Below are 23,976 nucleotides of genomic sequence, written 5' to 3'. Positions count from 1 at the left end.
GGCGAGGACCGCGGACACACCCCGCCGGGCATCCCGTCAGACCGCCTGCCACGCCCTGAGCGCCAGCCCCGCCTCCTCCTTCTGCCGCGCCAGCAGCAGCTGCCCGGTCGACGGCGACAGGCTCGCCGCGACCACGTCGCCGGCGGCGTCGCGCGCGAGGCAGACCACCGCGTCGGCCGGCAGCGCGGGACCCGACTCCGTCCACGCCGCGCCCCTCGCCTCCTGCTGTGTGGGGTACGCGGCGAAGGCGACGCGGCCGCTCGCCGAGCGCTGGGCGAGCACCGTGCAGTCGTGGCCCCCGACGACGCGGCGCACGGCGGAGACCGGGCCGGGGCCGGCCGCGGCGAGCAGGGGCACCGGTCCGCCGCCCGCGTCACCGGGCCGCCAGGCGCACAGCTCCCCGCGCCCGTCGGTGAAGAAGAGGGTGGTGTGTCCGGCGGAGGTGGCCAGCGCACGGAGGGTGCCCGGCCGTACGGACACGTCGGCGCGCTCCCCGCGCACCGGCTGCCCGCCGGGCTCCTCCTGGCGCCAGTGCAGGATCCCTCCGGGGACGGCCGCGTACAGCTCGACCCGCCCCGACTCCCCCGTCACGGCGGCGAGTCCGTCCCGGACGTCCTCCCCGCCGAGGTCCTGCCACGGGTTCCAGCCGCCCTTCTCCCGCTGCGCCAGCAGGCTCACCCCGCCGCCCCGGTTGCGGACGAAGACGTGCGCGCTCCCCCGGTCGTCGACGGCGACCGCCGGTGTCCCGGTGCGCTCGCCCTTCCCGTCGGGGTGGCCGGCCGGGTTCCAGTCCAGGGGGGCGAGCCGCGGGCGGAAGTGGGTGGAGTGCACCAGGCCCGACCCACCGGGCGCCGCGGGCCGCCAGGCGACGAGGTGGGCGTAGCCGTCGGCGCCCTGGCCGACGGCCGGCCCCGGGTGCAGTGCCTGGGTGCCGCCGACCCTGCGCGGCGCCCCCAGGGGCCGCCGGGGGCGAGTTCCGCGCGGCACAGGACGGCGTCGTCCGACGGCAGGTAGACGGTGAGGCGGCCGTCGCGGCCGCGGAGGAGCCAGTCGCCGTTCACCGCTTCACCCTACGCAAGCGGGTCCGCGCAGGACGGTCCGGGCCCCCGCCCGCCGGCCGCCGCGTGGGACCCTGACGGGATGAACGACACCGCCGCCCTGCTCGTGATCGTCGACGCCGCGAACGTCGTCGGGTCGGTGCCCGACGGCTGGTGGCGGGACCGCCGGGGCGCCGCGGAACGCCTGCGCGACCGGCTGGCGTCGGACCGCCTGCCCGGCCGCTCCGGCCCGGTGGAGATCGTCCTGGTGGTCGAGGGCGCGGCCCGCGGGGTGGAGTCGGTGCCGGGCGTCCGGGTGGAGTCCGCCCCGGGCAGCGGCGACGACCACGTGGTCGGCCTGGTGGCCGGGGCCGGCGACCGCCCCGTCCTGGTCGTCACGGCCGACCGCGCACTGCGCCGCAGGGTGACGGACCTCGGAGCGGAGGTCACCGGCCCGCGGTCCGTGCCCCGCTGAGCCCCGCGGCGCCTCCTGCCGCGCGGGCACCGGCCGGTACGGGGCCGCCGGCGCCGGGCGGCCCCGTGGTCCTCGCCGGAGCGGGACGCACGGGGCCGGTGCCGGGGCCGTGGGGCTCAGCGGGAGTCCGGACCCGGTTTCATGACGTCCTCGGGCCTCGTCTCCTCGCCGCGGGCCAGGCGGCTGTGGCCCCGGCTGTAGAGGAAGTAGACGACGAAGCCGACGGCCATCCAGATGGCGAACCGGACCCAGGTCTCGGCGGGCAGGTTCAGCATCAGCCACAGCGAGGCGGCGACCGACAGGATCGGCAGGAACGGCACCCAGGGGGTGCGGAAGGAGCGGTGCAGGTCGGGGCGGGTCCTGCGGAGGATGATCACGCTGATGGCGACGACCACGAAGGCGAACAGGGTGCCGATGTTCACCAGCGCGGCGAGTTCCTCCAGCGGGGTGAAGCCCGCGAGGACCGCGATGACCACACCGAGCAGGATGGTCGGGCGGTGCGGGGTCTTGAACCGGGGGTGGACCCGGGAGAAGAACCGGGGCAGCAGCCCGTCGCGGCTCATCGCGAAGAAGACCCGGGTCTGGCCGAGCAGCAGGATCATGCAGACGGTCGTCAGGCCGACGGCGGCGCCGAAGCTGATGAAGCCCGCGAACCAGGGATGCCCGGTGGCCTTGAACGCGTCCGCGAGCGGGGCGTCCACGCTCAGCTCGCTGTAGTGCTGCATACCGGTGACGACGATCGACACCAGGACGTAGAGGGCGGTGCAGATGAACAGGGAGCCGAGGATGCCGCGGGGCATGTCGCGCTGCGGGTTCTTGGTCTCCTCGGCGGCCGTGGCGACGATGTCGAAGCCGATGAAGGCGAAGAAGACGACCGAGGCCGCGGTGAAGATGCCCATCACGCCGAAGTTGGACGGGGCCCAGCCGAACAGCAGCTGGATCAGCGGCGCGTCCAGGCTCCGGCCCGCGTCCACCGGCTGCGCCTCCGGCACGAACGGGTCGTAGTTGTCGGCGGTGATGAAGAAGGCGCCCGCGATGATCACGACGAGCACGACGGTCACCTTGATCGCGACGACGACCGAGGTGACCCGGGCGGACAGCTTCATGCCGAGGACGAGGATGGCGGTGAGGACCAGCACCAGGACGGCGGCGAGGATGTCGAACCCGAAGCCGTCGGCGCCCTGCCGGCTGCCCAGCGCGGCGGGCATCTCCCAGCCCGCGTTGCCCATCAGCGACTGGATGTAGCCGGACCAGCCGACGGCCACCACCGCCGTGCCGAGCGCGAACTCCAGGACCAGGTCCCAGCCGATGATCCACGCGGGCAGCTCGCCGAGGGACGCGTACGAGAAGGTGTAGGCGGAGCCCGCCACCGGGACGGTGGAGGCGAACTCGGCGTAGCAGAGCGCGGCGAGCGCGCAGACGACACCGGCCACCATGAAGGACAGGGCCACGGCCGGACCGGCGTTGTTCTTGGCGACCGTACCGGTGAGGACGAAGATGCCGGTGCCGATGATGACGCCGACGCCGAAGACGGTCAGATCCAGCGCGGACAAGGTTTTCTTGAGCGCGTGCTCTGGCTCCTCGGTGTCGAGGATGGACTGCTCGACCTTCTTCGTCCGGAAGAGGGGGCTTGTCACGGGTACCTCCCACGCTTGTCGTCCTCGACATGATCGAGAGGGGGCGTAGGGCGTATGCCCCGGCGCGGGCGCCTTCACGCGGACGGGCCGCCCGTGCCACTCTTCACAGTGGCACGGGCGGCCCGTCCGGGCGACGCGTGGTGGCGGATCAGTCGCGGGCCGGCTCCACCGAGTCGACCGCCTCGGCGGCGGAGCGCTCGTACCGGCCGTCGAGCTTGGCCACCAGTCCGGTGACCTGGCGGGCGATGTCGGGGGCGGTCAGCCCGATCTCGGCCATGACCTCGGCGCGGGAGGCGTGGTCGAGGAAGCGCGGCGGGATGCCGAAGTCGCGCAGCGGCACGTCGACGCCGGCGTCGCGCAGGGTCTGGGCGATCGCGGAGCCGACACCGCCGACCCGGGAGTTGTCCTCGACGGTGACCACGACGCGGTGCTTCCCGGCGAGCGGGGCCATGGCCTCGTCGACGGGCTTGACCCAGCGGGGGTCGACCACGGTGGTGGAGATGCCCTGCCGGTCGAGGAGGGCGGCGATCTCCAGGCACATCGGGGCGAGCGCGCCCACGGAGACCAGGAGCACGTCCGGGGTGTCGGTGCCGGGCTCGCGCAGCACGTCCATGCCGCCGACGCGGCCCACGGCGGGCACGGCGGGGCCGACGGCGCCCTTGGAGAAGCGCACCACGGTCGGGGCGTCCTCCACGGCGACGGCCTCGCGCAGCTGGGCGCGGACCTGGTCGGCGTCGCGCGGGGCGGCCAGCCGCAGCCCGGGGACGACCTGGAGGATCGACATGTCCCACATGCCGTTGTGGGAGGCGCCGTCGGTACCGGTGATGCCGGCCCGGTCCAGGACGAACGTCACGCCGCACTTGTGCAGGGCCACGTCCATCAGGACCTGGTCGAAGGCGCGGTTGAGGAAGGTGGCGTACACGGCGAAGACGGGGTGCACGCCGGCGTGGGCGAGGCCCGCCGCGGAGACGGCGCCGTGCTGCTCGGCGATGCCGACGTCGTAGACCCGCTCGGGGAAGCGCTTGGCGAACTTGTCGAGGCCGACCGGCTGGAGCATGGCGGCGGTGATGGCGACGATGTCCTCGCGCTCCTCGCCGAGCGCGACCATCTCGTCGCCGAAGACGGAGGTCCAGTCGGCGCCGGAGGAGGCGATCGGCAGGCCCGTGTCGGGGTGGATCTTGCCGACGGCGTGGAAGCGGTCGGCCTCGTCCGCCAGGGCGGGCTGGTAGCCGCGGCCCTTCTCGGTGAGGCAGTGCACGATCACCGGGCCGCCGAAGCGCTTGGCGCGGGCCAGGGCGGACTCCAGGGCCTCGATGTCGTGGCCGTCGATGGGGCCGACGTACTTCAGGCCGAGGTCCTCGAACATGCCCTGCGGGGCGATGAAGTCCTTCAGGCCCTTCTTGGCACCGTGCAGGGTGTCGTAGAGGGGGCGGCCGACGACCGGGGTGCGCTCCAGGAGGTCCCTGGTGCGGGCCAGGAAGCGCTCGTAGCCGTCGGTGGTGCGCAGGGTCGCCAGGTGGTTGGCGAGGCCGCCGATGGTGGGGGCGTAGGAGCGCTCGTTGTCGTTGACGACGATGACGAGCGGGCGGTCCTTGGCGTCGGCGATGTTGTTCAGCGCCTCCCAGGCCATGCCGCCGGTCAGCGCGCCGTCGCCGATCACCGCGACGACGTGGCTGTCGCGTTTCTTCAGCTGGTTGGCCTTGGCGATGCCGTCGGCCCAGCCGAGGACGGTGGAGGCGTGGCTGTTCTCGATGACGTCGTGCTCGGACTCGGCCTGCGAGGGGTAGCCGGACAGGCCGCCCTTCATCTTCAGCCTGGAGAAGTCCTGCCGGCCGGTCAGCAGCTTGTGCACGTAGGACTGGTGGCCGGTGTCCCACAGGACCTTGTCCTTGGGGGACTCGAAGACCCGGTGCAGGGCGATGGTGAGCTCCACCACACCGAGGTTGGGGCCGAGGTGGCCGCCGGTCTTGGAGACCGCGTCGACGAGGAAGGCCCGGATCTCCCCGGCCAGCTGGTCGAGCTCCTCCGGGCTGAGCCGGTCCAGATCGCGCGGTCCCCTGATGCGGGTCAGCAGCGGCACCCGTGCCTCCTTGCAGTAGAGCTGATCGAGCTGTTGCCGGGCTCGTCGAGTCTAATGTTCCGCTCCTGCGGGCGACGCCCGGGCGGTGCGTCGTGCGTCACGCGTGGGGCAGTACCCGGGATGCGCCCGCCCCACGACAGGTTCCCCGCGGCAAAACCGTGCCCGGCACCCCCGCGCCCGCCGGGCCGCGCGCGGGATTCACCCCTCCCCCCCGGGCCTTCCCCGGCCTTCCGCGACGCCCTTCGGCGGGGTCCGGCCGGTGCGGCGGCGAGCCCGGCTCGGTGCGGTGACCGCGCGGCGGCACACGGGCCCAATGTTGTTGAAGTTTCACGCATCGGTTAGTGTCGATGTGAACTTGAAAGTTCAATATTCGATTCCTCCGTCCAGAAGGGCACCCGTCTGATGACTTCCACGCTCGACCGCACCGGCTCCTCCCCGGCCGTCGGCGTCGCGGGCTCCGCCCCGCACGCACACCACGACGCAGGACTGCTGGTCCTGCGCGTGGTCCTCGGACTGACCATGGCCGCGCACGGCACGCAGAAGCTGTTCGGCTGGTTCGGCGGCGGCGGGCTCGAGGGCACGGAGCAGTTCTTCACGGCGGTCGGATACCCCTCGGGCGGGGCCATGGCGCTGGTCGCCGGCCTCACCGAGACCCTGGGCGGACTCGCCCTCGTCCTGGGCCTGCTCACACCGCTCGCCGGCGCCGCCGTCCTCGGCACCATGATCAACGCGATGGCCGTCAAGTGGGGCGGCGGCTTCTTCGCCCCCGACGGCGTCGAGTACGAACTCCTGCTGGCCGTCGTCGCGGCCGGACTGACCCTCACCGGTCCCGGCGGGCTCGCCGTCGACCGCTTCCTGCCCGCGCTGCGGGTCCACCGGCTCACGCACGGCGCCGTCGCCGTCGCCGTCGGCGTCGTGGCCGCCGGCGTCGTCCTGCTCGTCCGCACCTGACGCCGCGGCGCGGGCGGCGCCGGGCCGGCCCGCGTGACCGCCCCGCCGCGCAGGACTCCGTCGCGCCCCGCCGGGGCCGGCGGGGCGGCACGGGGAAACGGCGAGGGCCTCCCTCGGCCGGCGGTGGATCCACGATCCACACCGGCCTCAGGAGGCCCTCGTCCGTTCAGATGCCCGGCACGCGCGTCACCGGCGTCCCGGGACGGCGCGGCTAGGCGCGGCCGGCCGTCTTCTGCGTCTTGCGGGTGACCGCGTCGATGACGACCGTCGCCAGCAGCACGCCACCGGTGATCATGTACTGCACCGGGGAGGCGATGCCCTCCAGCGCGAGGCCGTACTGGATCGAGACGATGACCATCACACCGAGCAGCGCGTTCCACGTGCGGCCGCGGCCGCCGAAGAGGGACGTGCCACCGATCACCGCGGCGGCGATGGCGTTCATCAGCAGGTCACCGCCGCCGGCGCCCTGGTTGGCGGAGGCGATCTTCGAGGCGATGAACAGGCCGCCGACCGCGGCGAAGGTACCGGCGATCGCGAAGACCGAGATCCGGACCATCTCCACGTTGATGCCGGCGCGGCGGGACGCCTCGACGCTGCCGCCCAGGGCGAAGATCTTGCGGCCGTAGGCGGTGCGGCGCAGCACGAAGTCCGTGAGCAGCAGGACCGCGAGGAAGATCACCACGGCCAGCGGCAGGCCCTTGTACTGGTTGAAGACGATCGCGACGGCGAACGCCAGGACGGCCAGCAGCACCGTCCGCACGATGATCTCGTTCAGCGGCCGGGACGGCACACCGGCGGCCTCACGGCGGCGGTTGTCGAAGAAGGCGGTGAGGAAGTACGCCGCCGTCACGACGATCGCCAGGCCGTAGGCGGCGGCCACGTCGGAGAAGTAGTAGCTGGTCAGCTTGGCGACCACGCCCTCGGAGTCGAGGTTGATGGTGCCGTTGTCGCCCAGGATCTGGAGCATGAAGCCGTTCCAGAACAGCAGGCCGGCCAGGGTGACGGCGAACGCCGGGACGCCGACCTTGGCGAAGAAGAATCCGTGGACCGCGCCGGCCACCGTGCCGGTGAGGATGGCCAGCACGAAGGCGAGCCACTCGTTCATGCCGTTGGTGACGCTCAGCACCGCGAAGGTGGCGCCCGCGACACCGCTGACCGAGCCGACCGACAGGTCGATCTCGCCGAGCAGCAGGACGAAGACGATACCGACGGCGATCATGCCCGTGCCGACCATGGCGACGGACATGTCGGAGAAGTTTCCGGCGGTGAGGAAGTTGGGGTTCAGGCCGGTGAAGATGGCCCAGATGACCAGCAGGCCGATGACGACGGGGATGGAGCCCAGGTCACCGGACTTCAGCTTTCGCTTGAACTCGCTGACGTAGCCCGCGAAGCCCTGCTCGCGCACCAGCAGCCGGGGGTCGACGACCGGGACCGCCGCGGCGGCCGCCTCGGGGTTCTCCACGGCGTGGTCCTCGACCGGCGTCTTGGTCTTTTCGGTGCTCACTTCGCGCTCTCCCCATTGGTGCGCGCCGCACGACGGGTCACGGCGTTGTCCGTGGCGCCCGTGATGGCGGAGATGATCTCTTCCTGCGAGGTCGACTTGACCTCGAACACGCCGTTGTTGCGCCCGAGGCGCAGCACGGCGACCTTGTCCGCCACGGCCTTCACATCGGCCATGTTGTGGCTGATGAGGATGACCGCGTGACCGCGCTCGCGCAGCCGCTCGACCAGGTCGAGGACCTGCGCGGTCTGCTCGACGCCGAGGGCGGCGGTGGGCTCGTCGAGGATCACCAGCTTGGGCTCGCCGAGCATGGACCGGGCGATGGCCACGACCTGGCGCTGACCGCCGGAGAGGGAGGCGATCGGGATCCGGACGCTCGGGATGCGGATCGAGAGGGTGTCGAGGAGCTCGCGGGAGCGGCGCTCCATCTCCACCTCGTCCAGGACGCCGCGCTTGCGCAGCTCCCGGCCCAGGTAGAGGTTGCCGACGACGTCGATGTTGTCGCACAGCGCGAGGTCCTGGTAGACCGTCGCGATGCCCAGGTTCTGGGCGTCGTGCGGCTTGTTGATGGTGACGGCCTTGCCGTCCCACTCGATGGACCCCTCATCGATGGGGTGCACGCCGGCGATCGTCTTGACCAGCGTGGACTTTCCGGCGCCGTTGTCGCCGACCAGGGCGACCACCTCACCGGCGTGGACCTCAAGCTCTACGTCGGTGAGCGCCTGGACGGCACCGAATCGCTTGGAGACCCCGCGCAACGCCAGCACGGGCGTAGCGGACACGTGAACCATCTCCTTCGCCGCCTGACCCGGCGGGAGGTTGTGCAGAAGTTTGGGGGGTGTTCCGTCCGGCGCCCCGCGTAGCTTGCGGGGCTGGTGTGTGCGGGGCGCCGGCGGAGCGCGTGGCAGTCGTCCCGGGCGGGAGTCCGGTCACGGACTCCCGCGTGTCTCACGGGACTCGGGGACTGCTTACTTCAGACCGATCTTGTCGCAGGCGGCCTTGTACTTGCCCGTGCAGATCTCCTGGACGGTGTAGATGCCGTCCTTGATCACGGTGTCGTTGATGTTCTCCTGGGTCAGCGACACGACCGGGACCAGGACCGACGGGATGCCCTTGTTGGTGGGGCTGTCGACCTTGTCCTTGGCGATGGAGTCCAGCGACTTGCCCTGGGCGAGCGCGACGGCCATCTCCGCGGCGACGTCGGCCTCCTGCGGGTACGGCTTGTAGACGCTCATGTACTGCTCACCGGTGACGATGCGCTGCACACCCGCGAGTTCGGCGTCCTGGCCGGTGACCGGGATGTCGTCGATGCCGGCGGCCTTGAGGGCGGTGATGATGCCGCCCGCCATGCCGTCGTTGGCGGAGTAGACGCCGACGATCTTCTTCTTGCCGAGGGCGGAGATGGCGCCCTCCATGTTGGCGTTGGCGTTCTCCGGCTTCCACTCCTTGGTGTCGTACTCGCGGCCGATCTTCACCTTGCCGTCGAGGACGGAGTGGGCGCCCTCCTTGAACTGGGCGGCGTTCGGGTCGGTGGCGGACCCGTTCATCATGACGATCTGGCCGTCCTCGGCCTTGTCGCCCAGCGCCTCCAGCAGGGCCTCGCCCTGCGTCTTGCCCACGGTCACGTTGTCGAACGAGGTGTAGGCGTCGATCGGACCCTCGGCCAGGCGGTCGTAGGCGACGACCGGGATGCCGGCGTCCTTGGCCTTCTTGACCGAGCCGGCGATGGCCTTGGAGTCCACCGCGTCCACGATCAGCACGTCGACCTTGTTGGTCACCATCGTGTCGACCTGCTGGTTCTGCAGGCTGGCGTCCTGCTTGGCGTTGGCGTAGACGACCTCGCCCTTGTTGTTCGTGAGCTCCTTGACCTTCTTCTCGATCAAGGGCTTGTCGAACTTCTCGTACCGCGCGGTCTGGTTCTCCGGCAGGAGCAGACCGACCTTGATGTTGTCGCCCTTGGCGGCGGAGTCGCCGGAGTCCTTCTTGTCGCCCGACTCCTTGGCGCTGCCGCAGGCAGCGAGCGAGACGGCCATCGCACCGGCTGCGATGGCGACGGCGGCACGACGCATACGCGTGTTCACTTCCAGAAACCTCCCTGACGAGGCCGCGTCGTTGCGGCCGAGGTGGCTGGAAGTCAACTCGGCCACACGTACGACGTCAAGAAGTAAATCCTTAACGAGATGGCAACGGTGCCATCCGTTCTCTAAGTGAAGGCAGGGGCCGCCACTGCGAGCGATCCGGTCGCGGTGCCGTCCAAAAGGGTCGAATCACCCATCTCGCTGAGGGCGAGGGCGAGTGCTCCGAGCACCTCCGCACGACCTCCAAGTGCCCCGGGAAGAACGGACAGTTGGCGCGCCGCGCTGGGGATCGCGTAGCGGCCGACGGACTCCCTGATCGGCCCGAGCACCAGCTCGCCGGCCTCGGCGAGATCACCGCCCAGGACCACCCGGCTCGGGTTCAGCAGGTTGCACAGATTGGCGACCCCCATGCCGATGTGGCGGCCGACGTCGGCGATCACCCGACGGCAGCCCGGGTCACCGTCCCGCGCCAGCCGCACGACGCCCTCCATCGTCAGATCGGTGCCGTGACTGGGCTGGAGCAGCGGCAGCACGTAGCGCGCGGCCGTGAAGGTCTCCAGGCAGCCTCGGTTGCCGCAGCGGCAGACGGGGCCGGATTCATCGAGTGTAATATGCCCGATTTCTCCCGCTGTGCCGCCGGGACCGCGATAGATCTTCCCGCTGATCACCAGGCCCGCGCCGACACCGCTGGCGACCTTGATGTACGCCAGGTCGCGCACGCCGCGGCCGCTGCCCCAGACCATCTCGCCGAGCGCGCCGAGATTGGCGTCGTTGTCCACGTGCACCGGCACGCCGAGCCGCCCCCGCAGTTCCTCGGCGGGTCTGGTGCCGGTCCAGCCGGGCAGGATCGCGGTCGAGCCGAGGGTCCCGGACTCCACGTCGATCGGCCCGGGCACGCCGAGGCCCACTCCGGCGACCTTGGCCCGGTCCACGCCGGTCGCCTCGATCAGCCGGTTGACCAGTTGTTCCGCCCGGTCGAAGCCCTGCGTCGAGGAGGCGTCCACGTCCAGCGGCTCGGACTCCTCGGCCAGCACCTGGTGGGCGAGGTTCCCGACCGCGACCCGCAAATGCGTGTGCCCGAAGTCGACGCCGATGACGATGCCGGCGTCCCCGCTCAGCGAGACGCTGCGAGCCCGGCGTCCGCCCGCCGACGTGGGCGTGACCTCGACCGTTCCGCCGTCCTTCAGTTCCCGGACGATGTTGGAGACCGTCGCCGCGGACAGGCCCGTCGTCCTCGCGATCTCGGCCTGGGTGAGGGAACCCGCAAGACGTACTGCTCGGACGACCCGCTCCAGGTTGGCTCGGTGCAGCGACGACTGCGACCCCGGAGTCTCCACGACGACCTCCTGCGCGCGGAGCCGCTTCGGCGAGACCCCGCTCATGTCCAACTAGTGAACTCTAAGCTGAGCTGTTCGGGTTGCCTCCCGTCAAGAGGTTGAACCGTTTCCGGGTGCATCCGAGTGCACGGACACATGCACGGACGCCGCCCCCGGGAACGGGAGCGGCGCGCGTGGGAGCGCTTCCGGAGGGTTACTTCAAGGTGGCCGAGGTGAGGCCCGCCTGGACCTGGCGCTGGAAGGACAGGTACACGACCAGCATGGGCACCATGGCGATCGTCACACCCGCGAAGAGCACCGGCAGGTCGGAGGCGTACCCCTGCTGCTGCTGGAGCTGGATGAGACCCTGGGTCAGCACGTAGCGTTCCGGGTCGTCACCGCTTTGCGGCTGCATCAGCACGGTCGGCAGGATGTACTGGTTCCACTGGCCCAGCGTGTTGAAGATGCCGACGCTCAGCAGGCCGGGCTTCGCCATCGGCAGCATCACCTGGAAGAAGGTCCGGGTGTGCGAGGCCCCGTCGAGGACGGCCGCCTCGAAGACCGCCGTGGGCAGGGTCCGGAAGAAGGCGTGCATGAAGAACACGGTGAACGGCATCGAGTAGGCGACGTACACCAGGACCAGACCCTGGTAGGTGTTCAGCATGTCCAGCCGTTTGACCATGAAGAACAGCGGCACCAGCGCGAGGAACACGGGGAACATCGCGCCGGCGACGAAGAAGTAGTACAGGAACCGGTTGCCCCAGAACTCGTACCGGGCCAGCACGTAGGCCGCCATCGAGCCGAGCAGCATGGTCAGCGGCACGGAGAAGACCAGCACGACGACGGTGTTGAGGAAGTAGTCCCCGATGCCCTTCTCCCAGGCGCGGGAGAAGACGTCCAGGTCCCAGTTCTGCGGCCAGCCGAAGGCCGAGCCGCCGATCTGGGCGTCGGTCTTGAAGGAGCTGAGCACCAGCCACACCAGCGGCAGCACGATCAGCACCGCCCACAGGGCGAGGAAGCCGTGCGAGAAGACGTTCAGCACGACGCCTTCGCCGCGCCGGTCGCCGGGGCGGACGGACGTCCTGCCCGCCGGCGGCGGGGGCGGGGTGGGGTCCCCCGTGGGGGCGGTCTCCTTGAGGGGTGCGCTCATCGTCGTTACTCCGCCTCAGAACTCGATGCGCTCACGACGGGTGGCGCGCAGCATGACCACGGACACGATCAGGGTCAGGAGCAGCATGACCACGCCCATGGCGCAGGCGTAGCCGCTCCTGCCGTACAGCAGGAAGTTGCGCATCATCACGGTGGACATGACCTCGCTGTGGTGGTCGGGGCCACCGCCGTAGTCCCCGGCGGTCATGGTCGACACCAGGATGAACATGTCCATCGCCGCGATGCCGAGGTAGACCCACGCGGTCTGCACGGAGTCCCACAGCAGCGGCAGGGTGATGCGGAAGAAGGACTGGGCGCGGCCGGCGCCGTCGATCAGCGCGGCCTCGTAGATGTCCCGGGGGATGGACTGCATGGCGGCCGAGAACAGCACCAGGTAGAAGCCGACGCCGTGCCAGACGACGACCGCGATCAGCGCCCACAGCACGAAGTTCGGCTCGTTGAGCCATTCCACGGGGTCGTTCTCGTCGACCAGCCCGAGTCCGACCAGGACGCCGTTGAGCATGCCGCCGCTGTCACTGCGGTACACCGCTCCGAAGAGCACCGCCATGATGGCCAGGGACAGCACCTGCGGGAAGAAATAGACGACCCGGTAGTACTTCGATCCGGCGACCCCCGAGACGCCTCCGGAACGTCCGCGTCCGCCCGCGTTCAGCATGAAGGCGAAGAACAGCGCGAGCAGAATGGTGATCACCGGGATGAACACCAGGAACAGGATGTTGTGCCAGATGGCTCCCATGAAGATGTCGTCCTCGAACAACTTGGCGTAGTTGTCCAGTCCGACGAACTCGAAGGTCTGCGACTGGCCCTTCCAGTCGGTCAGTGAATAACCGAACGTCTGGACGTACGGCCAGATCACGAAGATCAGGTAGAGCGCCACGGGAAAGAGGAGGAATCCCGCGACGAACCGGTGCTGCCCTTTGCGCATGACGTTCCTGCTCCTGGTGTCCCCGTTCCGGGCCGGGGAATGCCCCGGCCCGGAATCCGGTCGGTCGAGCGAGATCAGTCGCGGCGGTTCTTCTTGGAGGCCGGGTCCTTGGCCTGCTTGTCGACCGCGGCCTGGGCCCGCTTCAGCCACTCGTTCGGCTGAATGCGCTTGGCCATCAGCTCGTTGGAGGCGTTCTCGATGGCGGTGCCCATCTCGCTGTACCACTCGGTGTACAGGTAGCGGAAGGTGTTGTCGCCGGCCGCCTTGGAGGCCTCGACGGTGGACTGGGTGCCCGGCCTCAGCCGGACGTCCGGGTCGACGCCGTCCTTGAGGATGGTCAGCGAGTTCGCCTCCTTGGCGAAGGTGGTCGACCATTCCTTGGAGAGCATCATCCGCATGAACTCCTTGGCCGCGGGCAGGTTCCTGGCCTTGGACGGGATGATGAACGGCTCGCCGGAACCGGCCCGGATCGCCTCGAAGGGCAGTGCGCTGCCGGGCAGCAGCGGCATCGGCAGGAACTTCATGTCGAAGTCCGCCGGCGTCTGCTTGAGCTGCTCGTTCTCCAGCCAGGAGCCGCTGGTGATGAACGCGGCCTTGTACTGGTTCCAGCGGGTCTGCGACTCGTTGTGGGTCAGGCCGTTCGTACCGGGCATCAGATAGCCCTTCTCGACGACCTCGTAGACGGCCTCGACGGCCTCCTTGGCGGCGTCGGAGCCGACGAACGCCTTGGGGTCGAGGTTGTCGATCGCCTTCATGGCGTCCAGGCCGCCCTTCTTGGCGATCAGGTCCATGATGGCGACGTTGATGTAGTACGGGTACTTGCCCTGGTGGGCGAGGCCGCCGATGCCCTGGGACTTGGCGTCCTTGCAGATGGCGAGGAAGTCGTCCCAGGTCCGGGGCGCCTCCCAGCCCTTCTCCTGGAAGAGCTTGCCGGAGTACCACAGGCCCCACACCGTGTAGATGTAGTTGAGGGCGACGACCTTGCCCTCCTGCATGCCCGCGTCGAGCGTGCCCGGGATGAGCATGTCGCGGACCTTCTTGCCCGGGTCGTCGATCGACGGGGCGTCCAGCACCTCGGCGAGGTCGAGCAGCTGGCCGTTCTTGTGCAGCACGTCGATCGGGATCTGCTGGGCACCGGAGTCGTCCACGATGTCCGGCGGGTTGCCCGCGTTGAACCGGGGCTGGAGCTTGCCGGTGATCTCCTGGGTGCCGGTGTGGACGGAGGTCACGCCCCACTTCTTCTTGAAGGCGGCCTCCCACGCCTTGGCGTAGTCGTCCCCGTAGCCGCCCTTGAAAATGACGACGTCGAGTTTGCTGCCTTCCTTGACCCCGAACGGGTTGGACTCGGACGTCTTGCCCTCGTTCTCCCCGGAGTCGCCGTCCCCGCCCCCGCTGGCGCACGCGGACAGGAAGCTCATCGTCGGTACGGAAATCAGGCCGAGTGCGGCGGACCGCTTGATCAGATCGCGGCGGCCGACGCCGGTCGTGCGGTGGCCTCCGGTGCCGGTGTTCTCGGCGGAAGTGGATCCCATGCTCAAGTCCTCGCCTTCTCCAGGACTCAGGCGGTGAACCGGATCCTTCCCGGCACCGCGTTCGGGTCAAGCTGGGTCGTGCAGGAAGTGCGGCTGGTACATGGTCGGGTGCTGTGAAGATGCCCCGGAGTGCCGACAGGTATAGTCCACTTCACGCCGACGGAGCAAGATCGAATACAAGGTTCCCCTTCGGTCTTTTCCGAGTTGAGACCTCGCGGAAATATGTGCGACCGCCGCGTCCTCCGGCGGAAAAATCCTTGCCTGCGGGCGTGAATGCCACATTCAACCCCCTTGACACCACGGGCCACTTGACGCACTACTAGTCCTTGCGCATCACGATTGACAACGTTGTCCAGCGCAGGGAGGGTGCTCGCGCATGCAGCACGGAGTTCGGCACAGACCCCGGCACGGATGGGGGACGGCGGTCGTCGCGGCGACCGCCTTCGCTTTGACCGCGGGCTCACAGGGCGTCGCGGTGGCGCTGCCCCAGGCGCCGCCGAAGGCGGACCGCGGGTTCGCCTCGTCGTTCGAGTCCGGGGACCCCGCTCCGGACTGGTTGAACACCGTCGACACCGCACCGGGCGGCGGCAAGCTCGCCTCGGGCGTCGACGGCGGGTACAGCACCGGCATTCCGGGCAGTGTCACCGACCACGTCACGGACGTCCGCGCCAGCGCGGAGAACACCGGCGGCGGGGAGGTGAAGGAGAACCTCGTCGACGGCGAGCCGAGCACCAAGTGGCTGGCGTTCGCGTCCACGGGCTGGGTGGAGTTCGACCTGGACGCGCCGGTGAAGGTGGTCCGGTACGCCCTCACCTCCGCCAACGACCACGCCGAACGCGACCCGCAGGACTGGACCCTGAAGGGCTCCGCCGACGGCAGGGAGTGGACGACGCTCGACACCCGCTCGGGCGAGTCCTTCCCCGAGCGGTTCCAGACGAAGGTCTACGACATCGACGCGTCGGCCGCCGCCGAGTACCGGCACTTCCGCATCGACTTCACGAAGAACCACAGCGGCGGCATACTCCAGCTGGCCGACGTCCAGCTCTCCACCGGCGGCAGCGACGGACCCGTGCCGCAGGACATGCTCTCGCTGGTCGACCGCGGCCCGAGCGGCTCGCCGACGGCGAAGGCGGGCGCCGGGTTCACCGGAACGCGTGCCCTGCGTTACGCCGGCCGGCACGTCTCCGACGGGCGGGCGTACTCGTACAACAAGGTGTTCGACGTCGACGTGGCGGTCGGCCGGAACACCCAGTTGTCGTACCGCGTCTTCCCCTCGATGGCGGACGGCGACCTCGACTACGACGCCACCAACGTCTCCGTGGACCTCGCCTTCACCGACGGCACCCGTCTGAGCGACCTGCGCGCCACCGACCAGCACGGGTTCCCGCTGACCCCGCGGGGGCAGGGCGCGTCGAAGGTCCTCTACGTCAACCAGTGGAACAACGTGGTCTCCCGGATCGGCTCGGTGGCCGCCGGCAAGACCGTCGACCGCATCCTGGTGGCGTACGACTCCCCCGAGGGCCCGGCGAAGTTCCGGGGCTGGCTGGACGACGTGGCGCTGAAGGAGGCGGCGCCGGAGCGGCCGAAGGCCCACCTCTCCGACTACGCGGTGACCACCCGCGGCACCAACTCCAGCGGCGGCTTCTCCCGCGGCAACAACTTCCCCGCGACCGCCGTGCCCCACGGCTTCAACTTCTGGACCCCGGTGACCAACGCCGGGTCGCTGAGCTGGCTGTACGACTACGCGCGCGGCAACAACGCGGACAACCTGCCGACGATCCAGGCGTTCAGCGCGAGCCACGAGCCGAGCCCCTGGATGGGCGACCGGCAGACCTTCCAGGTGATGCCGTCCGCCGCCGCCGGAACCCCCGACCTCGGGCGTGAGGCGCGCGAGCTGGCCTTCCGGCACGAGAACGAGACCGCCCGGCCGTACTACTACGGGGTGCGGTTCGAGAACGGCCTGAAGGCCGAGATGGTCCCGACGGACCACGCGGCGATGATGCGCTTCACCTACCCCGGCGACGACGCGAGCGTGCTGTTCGACAACGTCACCGACCAGGCGGGCCTGACCCTCGACAAGGAGAACGGCACCTTCTCCGGCTACTCGGACGTCAAGTCCGGGCTGTCCACGGGCGCGACCCGGATGTTCGTCTACGGCGAGTTCGACAAGAAGGTCACCGGGGGCGACGCCGGCGGCGTCAAGGGCCATCTGCGCTTCGACGCGGGCGACGACCGCCGGGTCACCCTGCGCATCGCCACCTCGCTGATCAGCGTCGACCAGGCCGAGGACAACCTGCGCCAGGAGATCCCCGGGGACCGCGGCTTCGAGGCGGTCAGGAAGAGCGCCCAGCGCCAGTGGGACCGGATCCTCGGCAAGGTCGAGGTGGAGGGCGCCACGCCGGACCAGCTGACCACGCTCTACTCCAGCCTGTACCGGCTGTACCTGTACCCGAACGCGGGCCACGAGAAGGTCGACGGCGTGTACAAGTACGCCTCCCCGTTCTCGAGGATGCCGCAGCCGGACACCCCGACGCACACCGGCGCGAAGATCGTCGACGGCAAGGTGTACGTCAACAACGGCTTCTGGGACACCTACCGCACCACCTGGCCGGCGTACTCCTTCCTCACCCCGTCCAAGGCCGGTGAGCTGGTCGACGGGTTCGTGCAGCACTACAAGGACGGCGGCTGGACCTCCCGCTGGTCCTCCCCCGGCTACGCCGACCTGATGACCGGCACCTCCTCGGACGTCGCGTTCGCCGACGCGTACGTCAAGGGCGTCGACTTCGACGCGGAGGCCGCGTACGACGCGGCGGTGAAGAACGCCACCGTCGTGCCGCCGTCGTCGGGCGTGGGCCGCAAGGGCATGGCGACCTCGCCGTTCCTCGGCTACACCGGCACCGAGACCCACGAGGGCCTGTCGTGGGCGCTGGAGGGCTACCTCAACGACTACGGCATCGCGAAGATGGGCGAGGCCCTCTACGAGAAGACGGGCGAGAAGCGCTACAAGGAGGAGTCCGCGTACTTCCTCGACCGCGCCCAGGACTACGTCAACCTCTTCGACCCCGAGGCCGGGTTCTTCCAGGGCAGGAACGCCGAGGGCGACTGGCGGGTGGAGTCCTCGAAGTACGACCCGCGGGTGTGGGGCCACGACTACACCGAGACCAACGGCTGGGGCTACGCCTTCACCGCCCCGCAGGACAGCCGGGGCCTGGCCAACCTCTACGGCGGCCGGGACGGCCTCGCGGACAAGCTCGACGAGTACCTGTCCACCCCCGAGACGGCCTCCCCCGAGTTCGTCGGCTCCTACGGCGGCGTCATCCACGAGATGACCGAGGCGCGGGACGTCCGGATGGGCATGTACGGCCACTCCAACCAGGTCGCCCACCACGCCCTGTACATGTACGACGCGGCCGGGCAGCCCTGGAAGACGCAGAAGAACGTGCGCGAGGTGCTGTCCCGCCTGTACACCGGCAGCGAGATCGGCCAGGGCTACCACGGCGACGAGGACAACGGCGAGCAGTCGGCCTGGTACCTGTTCTCCTCGCTCGGCTTCTACCCGCTGGTGATGGGCAGCGGCGAGTACGCCATCGGCTCCCCGCTGTTCAAGAAGGCGACCGTGCACCTGGAGAACGGCCGCGAACTGGTCGTCAAGGCGCCGGAGAACAGCGCCAGGAACGTCTACGTGCAGGGCCTGAAGGTCAACGGCAAGCGCTGGAACTCCACTTCGCTGCCGCACTCGCTGATCGCCCGGGGCGGGGTCCTGGAGTTCGACATGGGCCCGCGTCCGTCGGCGTGGGGCACGGGCAGGAACGCCGCGCCCGTGTCGATCACCCAGGACGACGAGGTGCCGTCGCCCCGCGCGGACGCGCTGAAGGGCGAGGGCGCCCTGTTCGACGACACGTCGGCGACGGAGGCGGACGTGACCGCCGTGGACCTGCCGGTGTCGCAGGACGTCAAGGCGGTCCAGTACACCCTGACGTCGCCGAAGGACCGCACGAAGGCACCGACCGGCTGGAAGCTCCAGGGTTCCTCGGACGGCACCACGTGGCGGACCCTGGACGAGCGCTCCGGCGACTCCTTCGCCTGGGACCGGCAGACCCGGGCGTTCTCGGTGGAGGCACCGGGGACGTACGCGCACTACCGCCTGATCCTGGACGGCGAGCACACGCTGGCGGAGGTGGAACTGCTGGCGTGAGCGAATGACGTGAACGGCGGGTCCGGGGCCGTCCCGGGCCCGCCGTTCTCCGGTTTCCGAGGGAATTCCCTGCCGTGTGGTGACCCGGCGTCAGGAGTGGCAGAAAAGCACCATTCCAGACCTATACAAGGACATCGGCCGGTGCTTGAGTCGATTGCCAGGTGTTGCCGTTCCAAGGGAGCCGCAGAGGGAACATGGCCAGGCATCTCAAACCAGTTCTGCTCACCAGCGCGGCGGCCCTGGTCGTCGCCCTGCCCGGGATCGTGGCCGCTGCCGAGTGGAGGGCGCCGTGGCTGGCCGCGCTCGCCGTCGCCCTCGCCGCCGTGGTGGCCGTCTTCGCCACCTATTGGCAGGACACCTTGGTGCAGAGGTTCCAGCGGGACCAGGAGGCCGCGAACTTCGTGCGGGAGGGTTGTCTGACCACCAGGGGCGCCCTGCCCGTGGTCCGCCAGGTCGTCGAGCCCACCTGGCTCGGCGTGCACGCGGCACGCCGGGCCACCGGCCGTGCGGCGACCGCCCAGCCCCCGTACGTGCCCCGGGACATCGACGGCGAGCTGAGGGAGCACCTGGCCGCCGCCAACGCGTTCGTCCTGATCGTCGGGGACTCCACGGCGGGCAAGTCCCGGGCCGCCTACGAGGCGCTCACCGCCACCTTGTCGCACCACACTCTGGTGGCGCCGCAGCAGCGCAGCGCCCTGCCCTACGCGATAGAGCAGACGGCCGGCACGCCCCGGGCCGTACTCTGGCTCGACGACCTGGAGCGGTTCCTGGGCGACGGCGGGTTGTCCAGGAACCTGCTGACCAGGTTCCTGGACTCCGGCAGTCAGCACCGTGTGGTCCTCGCCACCATCCGTGCCTCCGAGCTGGACACCTATCTGCGCGCCGACAACGCCTCCCGGCCGCTCAACCGCGATGTGCTGGACGCCCTCGCCCTCGCCCACCGCATCGACCTGCCGCGCATATTCTCCGCCGCGGAGCGCAGCAGGGCCGCCACCCGCACCTGGGACCCCCGTATCTCGGCGGCGCTCAACCAGGCGGACCGGTTCGGTATCGCCGAGTACCTGTCGGCCGGCCCCGAACTGCTGCACCTGTGGCACGCGGCCCGGGACGGCGGGGACCACGCGCGGGGCGCCGCCCTCGTCTCGGCGGCCGTCGACTGCCGCCGGGCCGGAGTGACCGCCCCGCTGCCGCGGACCGCGCTCGAAGAACTGGCCGTGCACTACCTGCCCAACCGGGGCGGCATCCCCTACCAGGGCGAGGACCTGGTGCAGGCGTGGGAGTGGGCCACTGAGGTCCGTACGACGACGGCCCTGCTCACGCCGGTGGACGCCGACTCGGTCGACGTCTACGACTACCTGGTGGACGAGACGACCCGCACCGCCGCCCCCGTCTCCGACACCGTCCTCACGGCGGTGCTGGAGTTCGCCGACGCCGCCGACGCGATGCGTGTCGGCACCATCGCGCGCGCCCACGGCAAGTACGCCACGGCACTGCGCGCGTACGAGGGGGTGCGCAACGCCCGTATCGCCTCGCTCGGCGAGGACGCCCCGGACACGCTGACCAGCCGTGGCAACTACGCGGCCGTGCTGCGGTTGCTGGGCCGGCTGCGGGAGGCGGAGACCGAGCACCGGGCGGTCCTGGACGCCCGGTTGCGGGTCCTGGGCGTGGACGACCCGGCGACCCTGGTCAGCCGGAACAACCTGGCGCTCGTGCTGCACGACCTGGACAAGCTGGAGGAGGCCGAGGCCCAGCACCGCATCGTCAGCGACGTACGCAAGCGGGACCTGGGCGAGGACCATCCCGCCACGCTCACCAACCGCAACAACCACGCCTTCGTGCTGCACGACCTCGGTCAGGTCGCCGCCGCCGAGGCGGAGCACTGTGCCGTGCTCCAGGCCTACCAGTCGCTGCTGTTGACCGCCGAGGCCGAACTGACCGCCGGGTCGCCCAACACGGCTGCCGTTCTGCGGTCGCTGGGTCGGCTGGAGGACGCGGAGGCCGAGCACCGGACGGTCCTCGACACCAGCACCCGGGTCTTCGATCCGGACCATCCCGACGCCCTGACCAGCCGAGGCAGCCCGACACTCGTCCTGCACGCGGTGGAGCGGCTGGACGAGGCGGAACTGATGCACCGTTCGGTCTACGAGGGCTACTCCCGCGTCCTGGGCGCGGACCATCCCTCGACGCTGACCAGCCGGGAGAACCTGGCCGTGGTGCTGCACGCACGGGGCAAGGTGACGGAGGCGGAGCGGGAGCACCGGGCCGTCGTGGAGGGCTTCGCCCGGGTGCTCGGCCCCGAGCACCCGTCGACGCTGACCAGCCGGTCCAACCTGGCCGTCGTCCTGCAGGCCCTGGGCCGAACGGGCGAGGCGGAACAGGAGCACCGGGCCGTCGTCGACGACTTCTCACGCGTCCTCGGACGCGACCATCCCTCCACCCTGACCAGCCGCAACTACCTGGCCGCGCTGTTGCTCTCGCTGCACCGCACGGCCCAGGCCGAGACCGAACAGCGCGCAGTGCTGGAGGGGTTCCAGCGGGTCCTGGGACCGGCGCACTCCTCCACGCTGACCAGCCGCGGCAACCTCGGTGTGGTGCTGCACGCGCTCGGCCGGTACACGGAGGCGGAGGCCGAGCACCGGGCGGTACTGGAGAGTTTCACCGCGCTGCGCGGTCCCCTCCACCCCTCGACGCTGACGAGCCGGTCGAACCACGCCGCGGCCCTGCAGTCGCTGGGGCAGACGGCCGAGGCCGAGGCCGAGCACCGGGCGGTGCTGGAGGGCTTCGAGCGGGTGCTCGGCCCCGACCATCCGCGTACGGTACGCGCGCGGGCGATGCTGCGGCGCGGGCGGCGCTGAGCCGGTGGCCGTGCGGGGTGTCAGGCGGGATCCGCGAGGGTCTCCCGGCGGGCCGCTCCGAGATGTTCCAGCAGAGCGGTGAACTCGGTCAGGAGCGAGTCGCACTCCGCCGCCGAACGGCCGATCGCGGTAACGCCGATCTTCCCGAAGCGGCTGAGCGCCGGCCACAGGTGGGGCACGACGCCGCGGCCGGTGCGGCAGTCGAGGGCCAGCCGGGGCGAGCGGCGCAGCGCCGTGATCAGGTGGGCCGCCTCAATGCCCCGGCAGGAGGGGACGAGGACCGTGTCGGTGGCCCGGAAGCAGATCGGGCGGCCGTCGCCGCCGGTCAGTCCGCCGGAGGCGTCCCGGGCTCCGGGCAGTACGGCGCGGACGGTGCGGTGCGGATGCGTACTGCCGGTCTGACGGACGTTGATCTCCGTGGCGAGGAGGGTGCCGGCCGGTCCCGCGGGCAGGAAGTCCACGCCGACGTGGCCGATGACGCCGCGGGCGGCGAGTGCGGTGAAGACCCGGCGGGCCTGCGCACGGGCCACGTCGCGGTGTGCGGAGGCGGCGGGGTAGCGGCAGCCGAGGTAGTCGCCGCCGGCGCCGACGAGCTGGTCGTGCACGCCGAGCAGTTCGACCCGGGCGGCGCGGCCGGGGCGCGGGGTCAGATGGGCGAGGGCGCTGGGCTGCCTCCCGCCGGGCCCGACGGCACTGCCGAGGTGGCGTTCCACGACGGCTCCGGTCTCCGCCAGCCACTGGAGAAACCGGGACCGGCGGACGCCGGCGCCGAGCGGGAGCAGGCGGGTGCGCAGATCCCGCTCTATGGCGTCGGGACGGTCGGTGGCGATGTCGAGGAGGGCGTTGCCGTGTCCGGAGCCGAAACCGTGGTCCAGCTTCACCATCCAGCGGCCGGGTCCGTGTGCCCGGACCAGCGCCGCCAGTCGCGCGGCGAGCGAGGCGACGTCGTGGTCCGCGACATAGGACCCGGGTGGGTGGGGCACGCCGACCGCCCGGAACACCTGGCGGCTGCCGGACTTGTGGCCCCAGCCGAGGATCCGCGGGTCGGACTCCAGCAGCGGGACACCCAGGGCCGCGGCGAGGGCCGCCATCCGCGGGCTCGACGCGAAGCAGGCCAGGCCCTCCACGGTGTGTCCGGCCCGGTCCGCCAGCTCGAGGGTCCGGCGCAACCGGGCGATGAGCCTGTCGTCGGCCAGGACTTTCTCGCTCAGGTGCCGCTCGCTGTCGTCGTCCAGTTCCACGAGGGCATGCCGGGCCCGGCGGTCGGCCGGGGAGGTCGCCCCTGCGGGGACCAGTCGCAGCAGGTAGTCCTCCACGTCCGGTCCCACCGCCGGGGCCTGCACCATGACCAGGGCGAGGCGGTGGTCGCCGGACAGCCCGAGGGTCTCCCACAGCCCTCGGGAGGAGGAGAGCCAGCGACCCACACCGAAGGACATCTCCTCGGCGCTGAACTCCTGGGACGGGCACACGATCCGCAGACGCAGGCCGCGGCGGTCCGCGAGCGTGGTGTCGAGCCGGTCGAGCGGCGCGAGGACGACCTCCTGCGAGGTCACGTGCGCAGCGCCCAATCCAGCGCCGACTGGGCGTGGATCAGCGTGGTGTCGAAGACCGGCAGGGGGCTGGTGTGTTCGTCGATCAGCAGGCCGATCTCGGTGCAGCCGAGGATGACCGCCTGGGCGCCCCGCTCGGCGAGCGACTCGATGATCCTGACGTAGGTGTCACGGGAGGAGTCCAGGACCTGGCCGAGGCACAGCTCATGGTAGATGATCTTGTGTACCCGGGCCCGTTCCTCCGGTTCGGGCACCAGCACCTCGAAACCGCGCTCGGTCAGCCGGTCGCGGTAGAAGGCCTGTTCCATCGTGTAGCGGGTGCCGAGCAGGGCGACCTTGTCGATGCCCGCCCGCTCCAGCGCGTCTCCGGTCCCGTCGGCGATGTGCAGCACGGGAATGTCGACGCTTTCCTGGACCGCCGAGTACACGCGGTGCATGGTGTTGGTGCAGATCAGGACACATTCGGCACCGGCCATTTCGAGCTGCCTGGCGCGTTGGCCGAGGTATTTTCCCGCCTCCTCCCAGGCACCGCTCGCCTGCAGTTCCTCGATCTCGGCGAAATCGACGGAACGCAGTACGCATTCCACCGAGTGGAGCCCTCCGAGACGCTCCCGGACTTCACGGTTGAGCTGCTGGTAGTAATAAAGCGTGGATTCCCAGCTCATACCACCCAG

15 protein-coding genes and 1 pseudogene are annotated in these 23,976 nt (G+C 70.4%); 4 read left to right on the top strand and 12 right to left on the bottom strand.

Annotated features, from left to right (window positions below; all coding sequences use genetic code 11):
- Nucleotides 1–36 precede the first annotated feature (36 nt).
- Nucleotides 37–1,061, bottom strand: a pseudogene (locus GL259_RS29460) (hypothetical protein).
- A gap of 79 nt (nucleotides 1,062–1,140) precedes the next feature.
- Between GL259_RS29460 and GL259_RS29455 the strand changes: the two are divergent.
- Nucleotides 1,141–1,512, top strand: coding sequence for an NTP pyrophosphohydrolase (locus GL259_RS29455; protein ID WP_159536317.1), 372 nt, complete (start codon nucleotides 1,141–1,143; stop codon nucleotides 1,510–1,512).
- 116 nt (nucleotides 1,513–1,628) lie between these two features.
- Here GL259_RS29455 and GL259_RS29450 read toward each other — a convergent pair whose 3' ends face one another.
- Entirely contained in the window at nucleotides 1,629–3,149 is a 1,521-nt protein-coding gene (locus tag GL259_RS29450) for an amino acid permease (RefSeq protein ID WP_159536316.1), read from the bottom strand.
- A 148-nt stretch (nucleotides 3,150–3,297) separates the two neighbouring features.
- A complete protein-coding gene (dxs, locus tag GL259_RS29445) occupies nucleotides 3,298–5,229 on the bottom strand; it encodes a 1-deoxy-D-xylulose-5-phosphate synthase (RefSeq protein WP_159536315.1) in 1,932 nt (643 codons plus the stop codon).
- 402 nt (nucleotides 5,230–5,631) lie between these two features.
- Between dxs and GL259_RS29440 the strand changes: the two genes are divergently transcribed.
- Nucleotides 5,632–6,180, top strand: a complete 549-nt coding sequence (locus GL259_RS29440; RefSeq protein WP_159536314.1) for a DoxX family protein — start codon at nucleotides 5,632–5,634, stop codon at nucleotides 6,178–6,180.
- A gap of 211 nt (nucleotides 6,181–6,391) precedes the next feature.
- Here GL259_RS29440 and GL259_RS29435 read toward each other — a convergent pair whose 3' ends face one another.
- From GL259_RS29435 to ngcE, 7 genes are all read right to left on the bottom strand, one after another.
- The gene (locus tag GL259_RS29435; protein WP_159536313.1) at nucleotides 6,392–7,684 is read right to left on the bottom strand and encodes a sugar ABC transporter permease; all 1,293 of its coding nucleotides are present in this window, start codon (nucleotides 7,682–7,684) and stop codon (nucleotides 6,392–6,394) included.
- Nucleotides 7,681–8,472, bottom strand: a complete 792-nt coding sequence (locus GL259_RS29430) for an ATP-binding cassette domain-containing protein (protein WP_166461575.1) — start codon at nucleotides 8,470–8,472, stop codon at nucleotides 7,681–7,683. Before GL259_RS29430 ends, GL259_RS29435 begins: the two co-directional genes overlap by 4 nt.
- Nucleotides 8,473–8,649: 177 nt before the next feature.
- Nucleotides 8,650–9,750, bottom strand: coding sequence for a sugar ABC transporter substrate-binding protein (locus GL259_RS29425; RefSeq protein WP_166461674.1), 1,101 nt, complete (start codon nucleotides 9,748–9,750; stop codon nucleotides 8,650–8,652).
- Nucleotides 9,751–9,884: 134 nt separating this feature from the next.
- On the bottom strand, nucleotides 9,885–11,096 hold the full coding sequence (locus GL259_RS29420) for an ROK family transcriptional regulator (RefSeq protein WP_159539079.1): 1,212 nt from the start codon (nucleotides 11,094–11,096) through the stop codon (nucleotides 9,885–9,887).
- A 193-nt stretch (nucleotides 11,097–11,289) separates the two neighbouring features.
- Nucleotides 11,290–12,225 (bottom strand): carbohydrate ABC transporter permease, encoded by a 936-nt coding sequence (locus GL259_RS29415; RefSeq protein ID WP_159536310.1) that lies wholly within the window; start codon nucleotides 12,223–12,225, stop codon nucleotides 11,290–11,292.
- A 15-nt stretch (nucleotides 12,226–12,240) separates the two neighbouring features.
- Nucleotides 12,241–13,170 carry a sugar ABC transporter permease gene (locus GL259_RS29410; protein WP_159536309.1) on the bottom strand — a complete coding sequence of 310 codons (930 nt, stop codon included), beginning with the start codon at nucleotides 13,168–13,170 and terminating at the stop codon, nucleotides 12,241–12,243.
- Between the two features lie 74 nt (nucleotides 13,171–13,244).
- Nucleotides 13,245–14,702, bottom strand: coding sequence for an N-acetylglucosamine/diacetylchitobiose ABC transporter substrate-binding protein (gene ngcE / locus GL259_RS29405; RefSeq protein WP_159536308.1), 1,458 nt, complete (start codon nucleotides 14,700–14,702; stop codon nucleotides 13,245–13,247).
- Between the two features lie 376 nt (nucleotides 14,703–15,078).
- Here ngcE and GL259_RS29400 point away from each other — a divergent pair, with 376 nt between their 5' ends.
- Together GL259_RS29400 and GL259_RS29395 are read left to right on the top strand one after the other, a co-directional pair.
- Nucleotides 15,079–18,897 (top strand): GH92 family glycosyl hydrolase, encoded by a 3,819-nt coding sequence (locus tag GL259_RS29400; protein ID WP_159536307.1) that lies wholly within the window; start codon nucleotides 15,079–15,081, stop codon nucleotides 18,895–18,897.
- 194 nt (nucleotides 18,898–19,091) lie between these two features.
- A complete protein-coding gene (locus GL259_RS29395; RefSeq protein WP_159536306.1) occupies nucleotides 19,092–21,752 on the top strand; it encodes a tetratricopeptide repeat protein in 2,661 nt (886 codons plus the stop codon).
- Between the two features lie 20 nt (nucleotides 21,753–21,772).
- On the opposite strand, the gene GL259_RS29390 is transcribed toward GL259_RS29395, so the two are convergent.
- Both GL259_RS29390 and GL259_RS29385 read right to left on the bottom strand, forming a co-directional pair.
- On the bottom strand, nucleotides 21,773–23,305 hold the full coding sequence (locus GL259_RS29390; protein WP_159536305.1) for a hypothetical protein: 1,533 nt from the start codon (nucleotides 23,303–23,305) through the stop codon (nucleotides 21,773–21,775).
- A complete protein-coding gene (locus GL259_RS29385) occupies nucleotides 23,302–23,967 on the bottom strand; it encodes an aspartate/glutamate racemase family protein (protein ID WP_347814628.1) in 666 nt (221 codons plus the stop codon). Before GL259_RS29385 ends, GL259_RS29390 begins: the two co-directional genes overlap by 4 nt.
- Nucleotides 23,968–23,976 lie beyond the last annotated feature (9 nt).

This window comes from Streptomyces sp. Tu 3180 (assembly GCF_009852415.1).
In the GTDB taxonomy this organism is placed as follows: Bacteria; Actinomycetota; Actinomycetes; order Streptomycetales; family Streptomycetaceae; genus Streptomyces.
The sequence above is the reverse complement of the archived record's forward strand: the minus strand, read 5'-3'. Positions and strand labels throughout refer to the sequence as shown.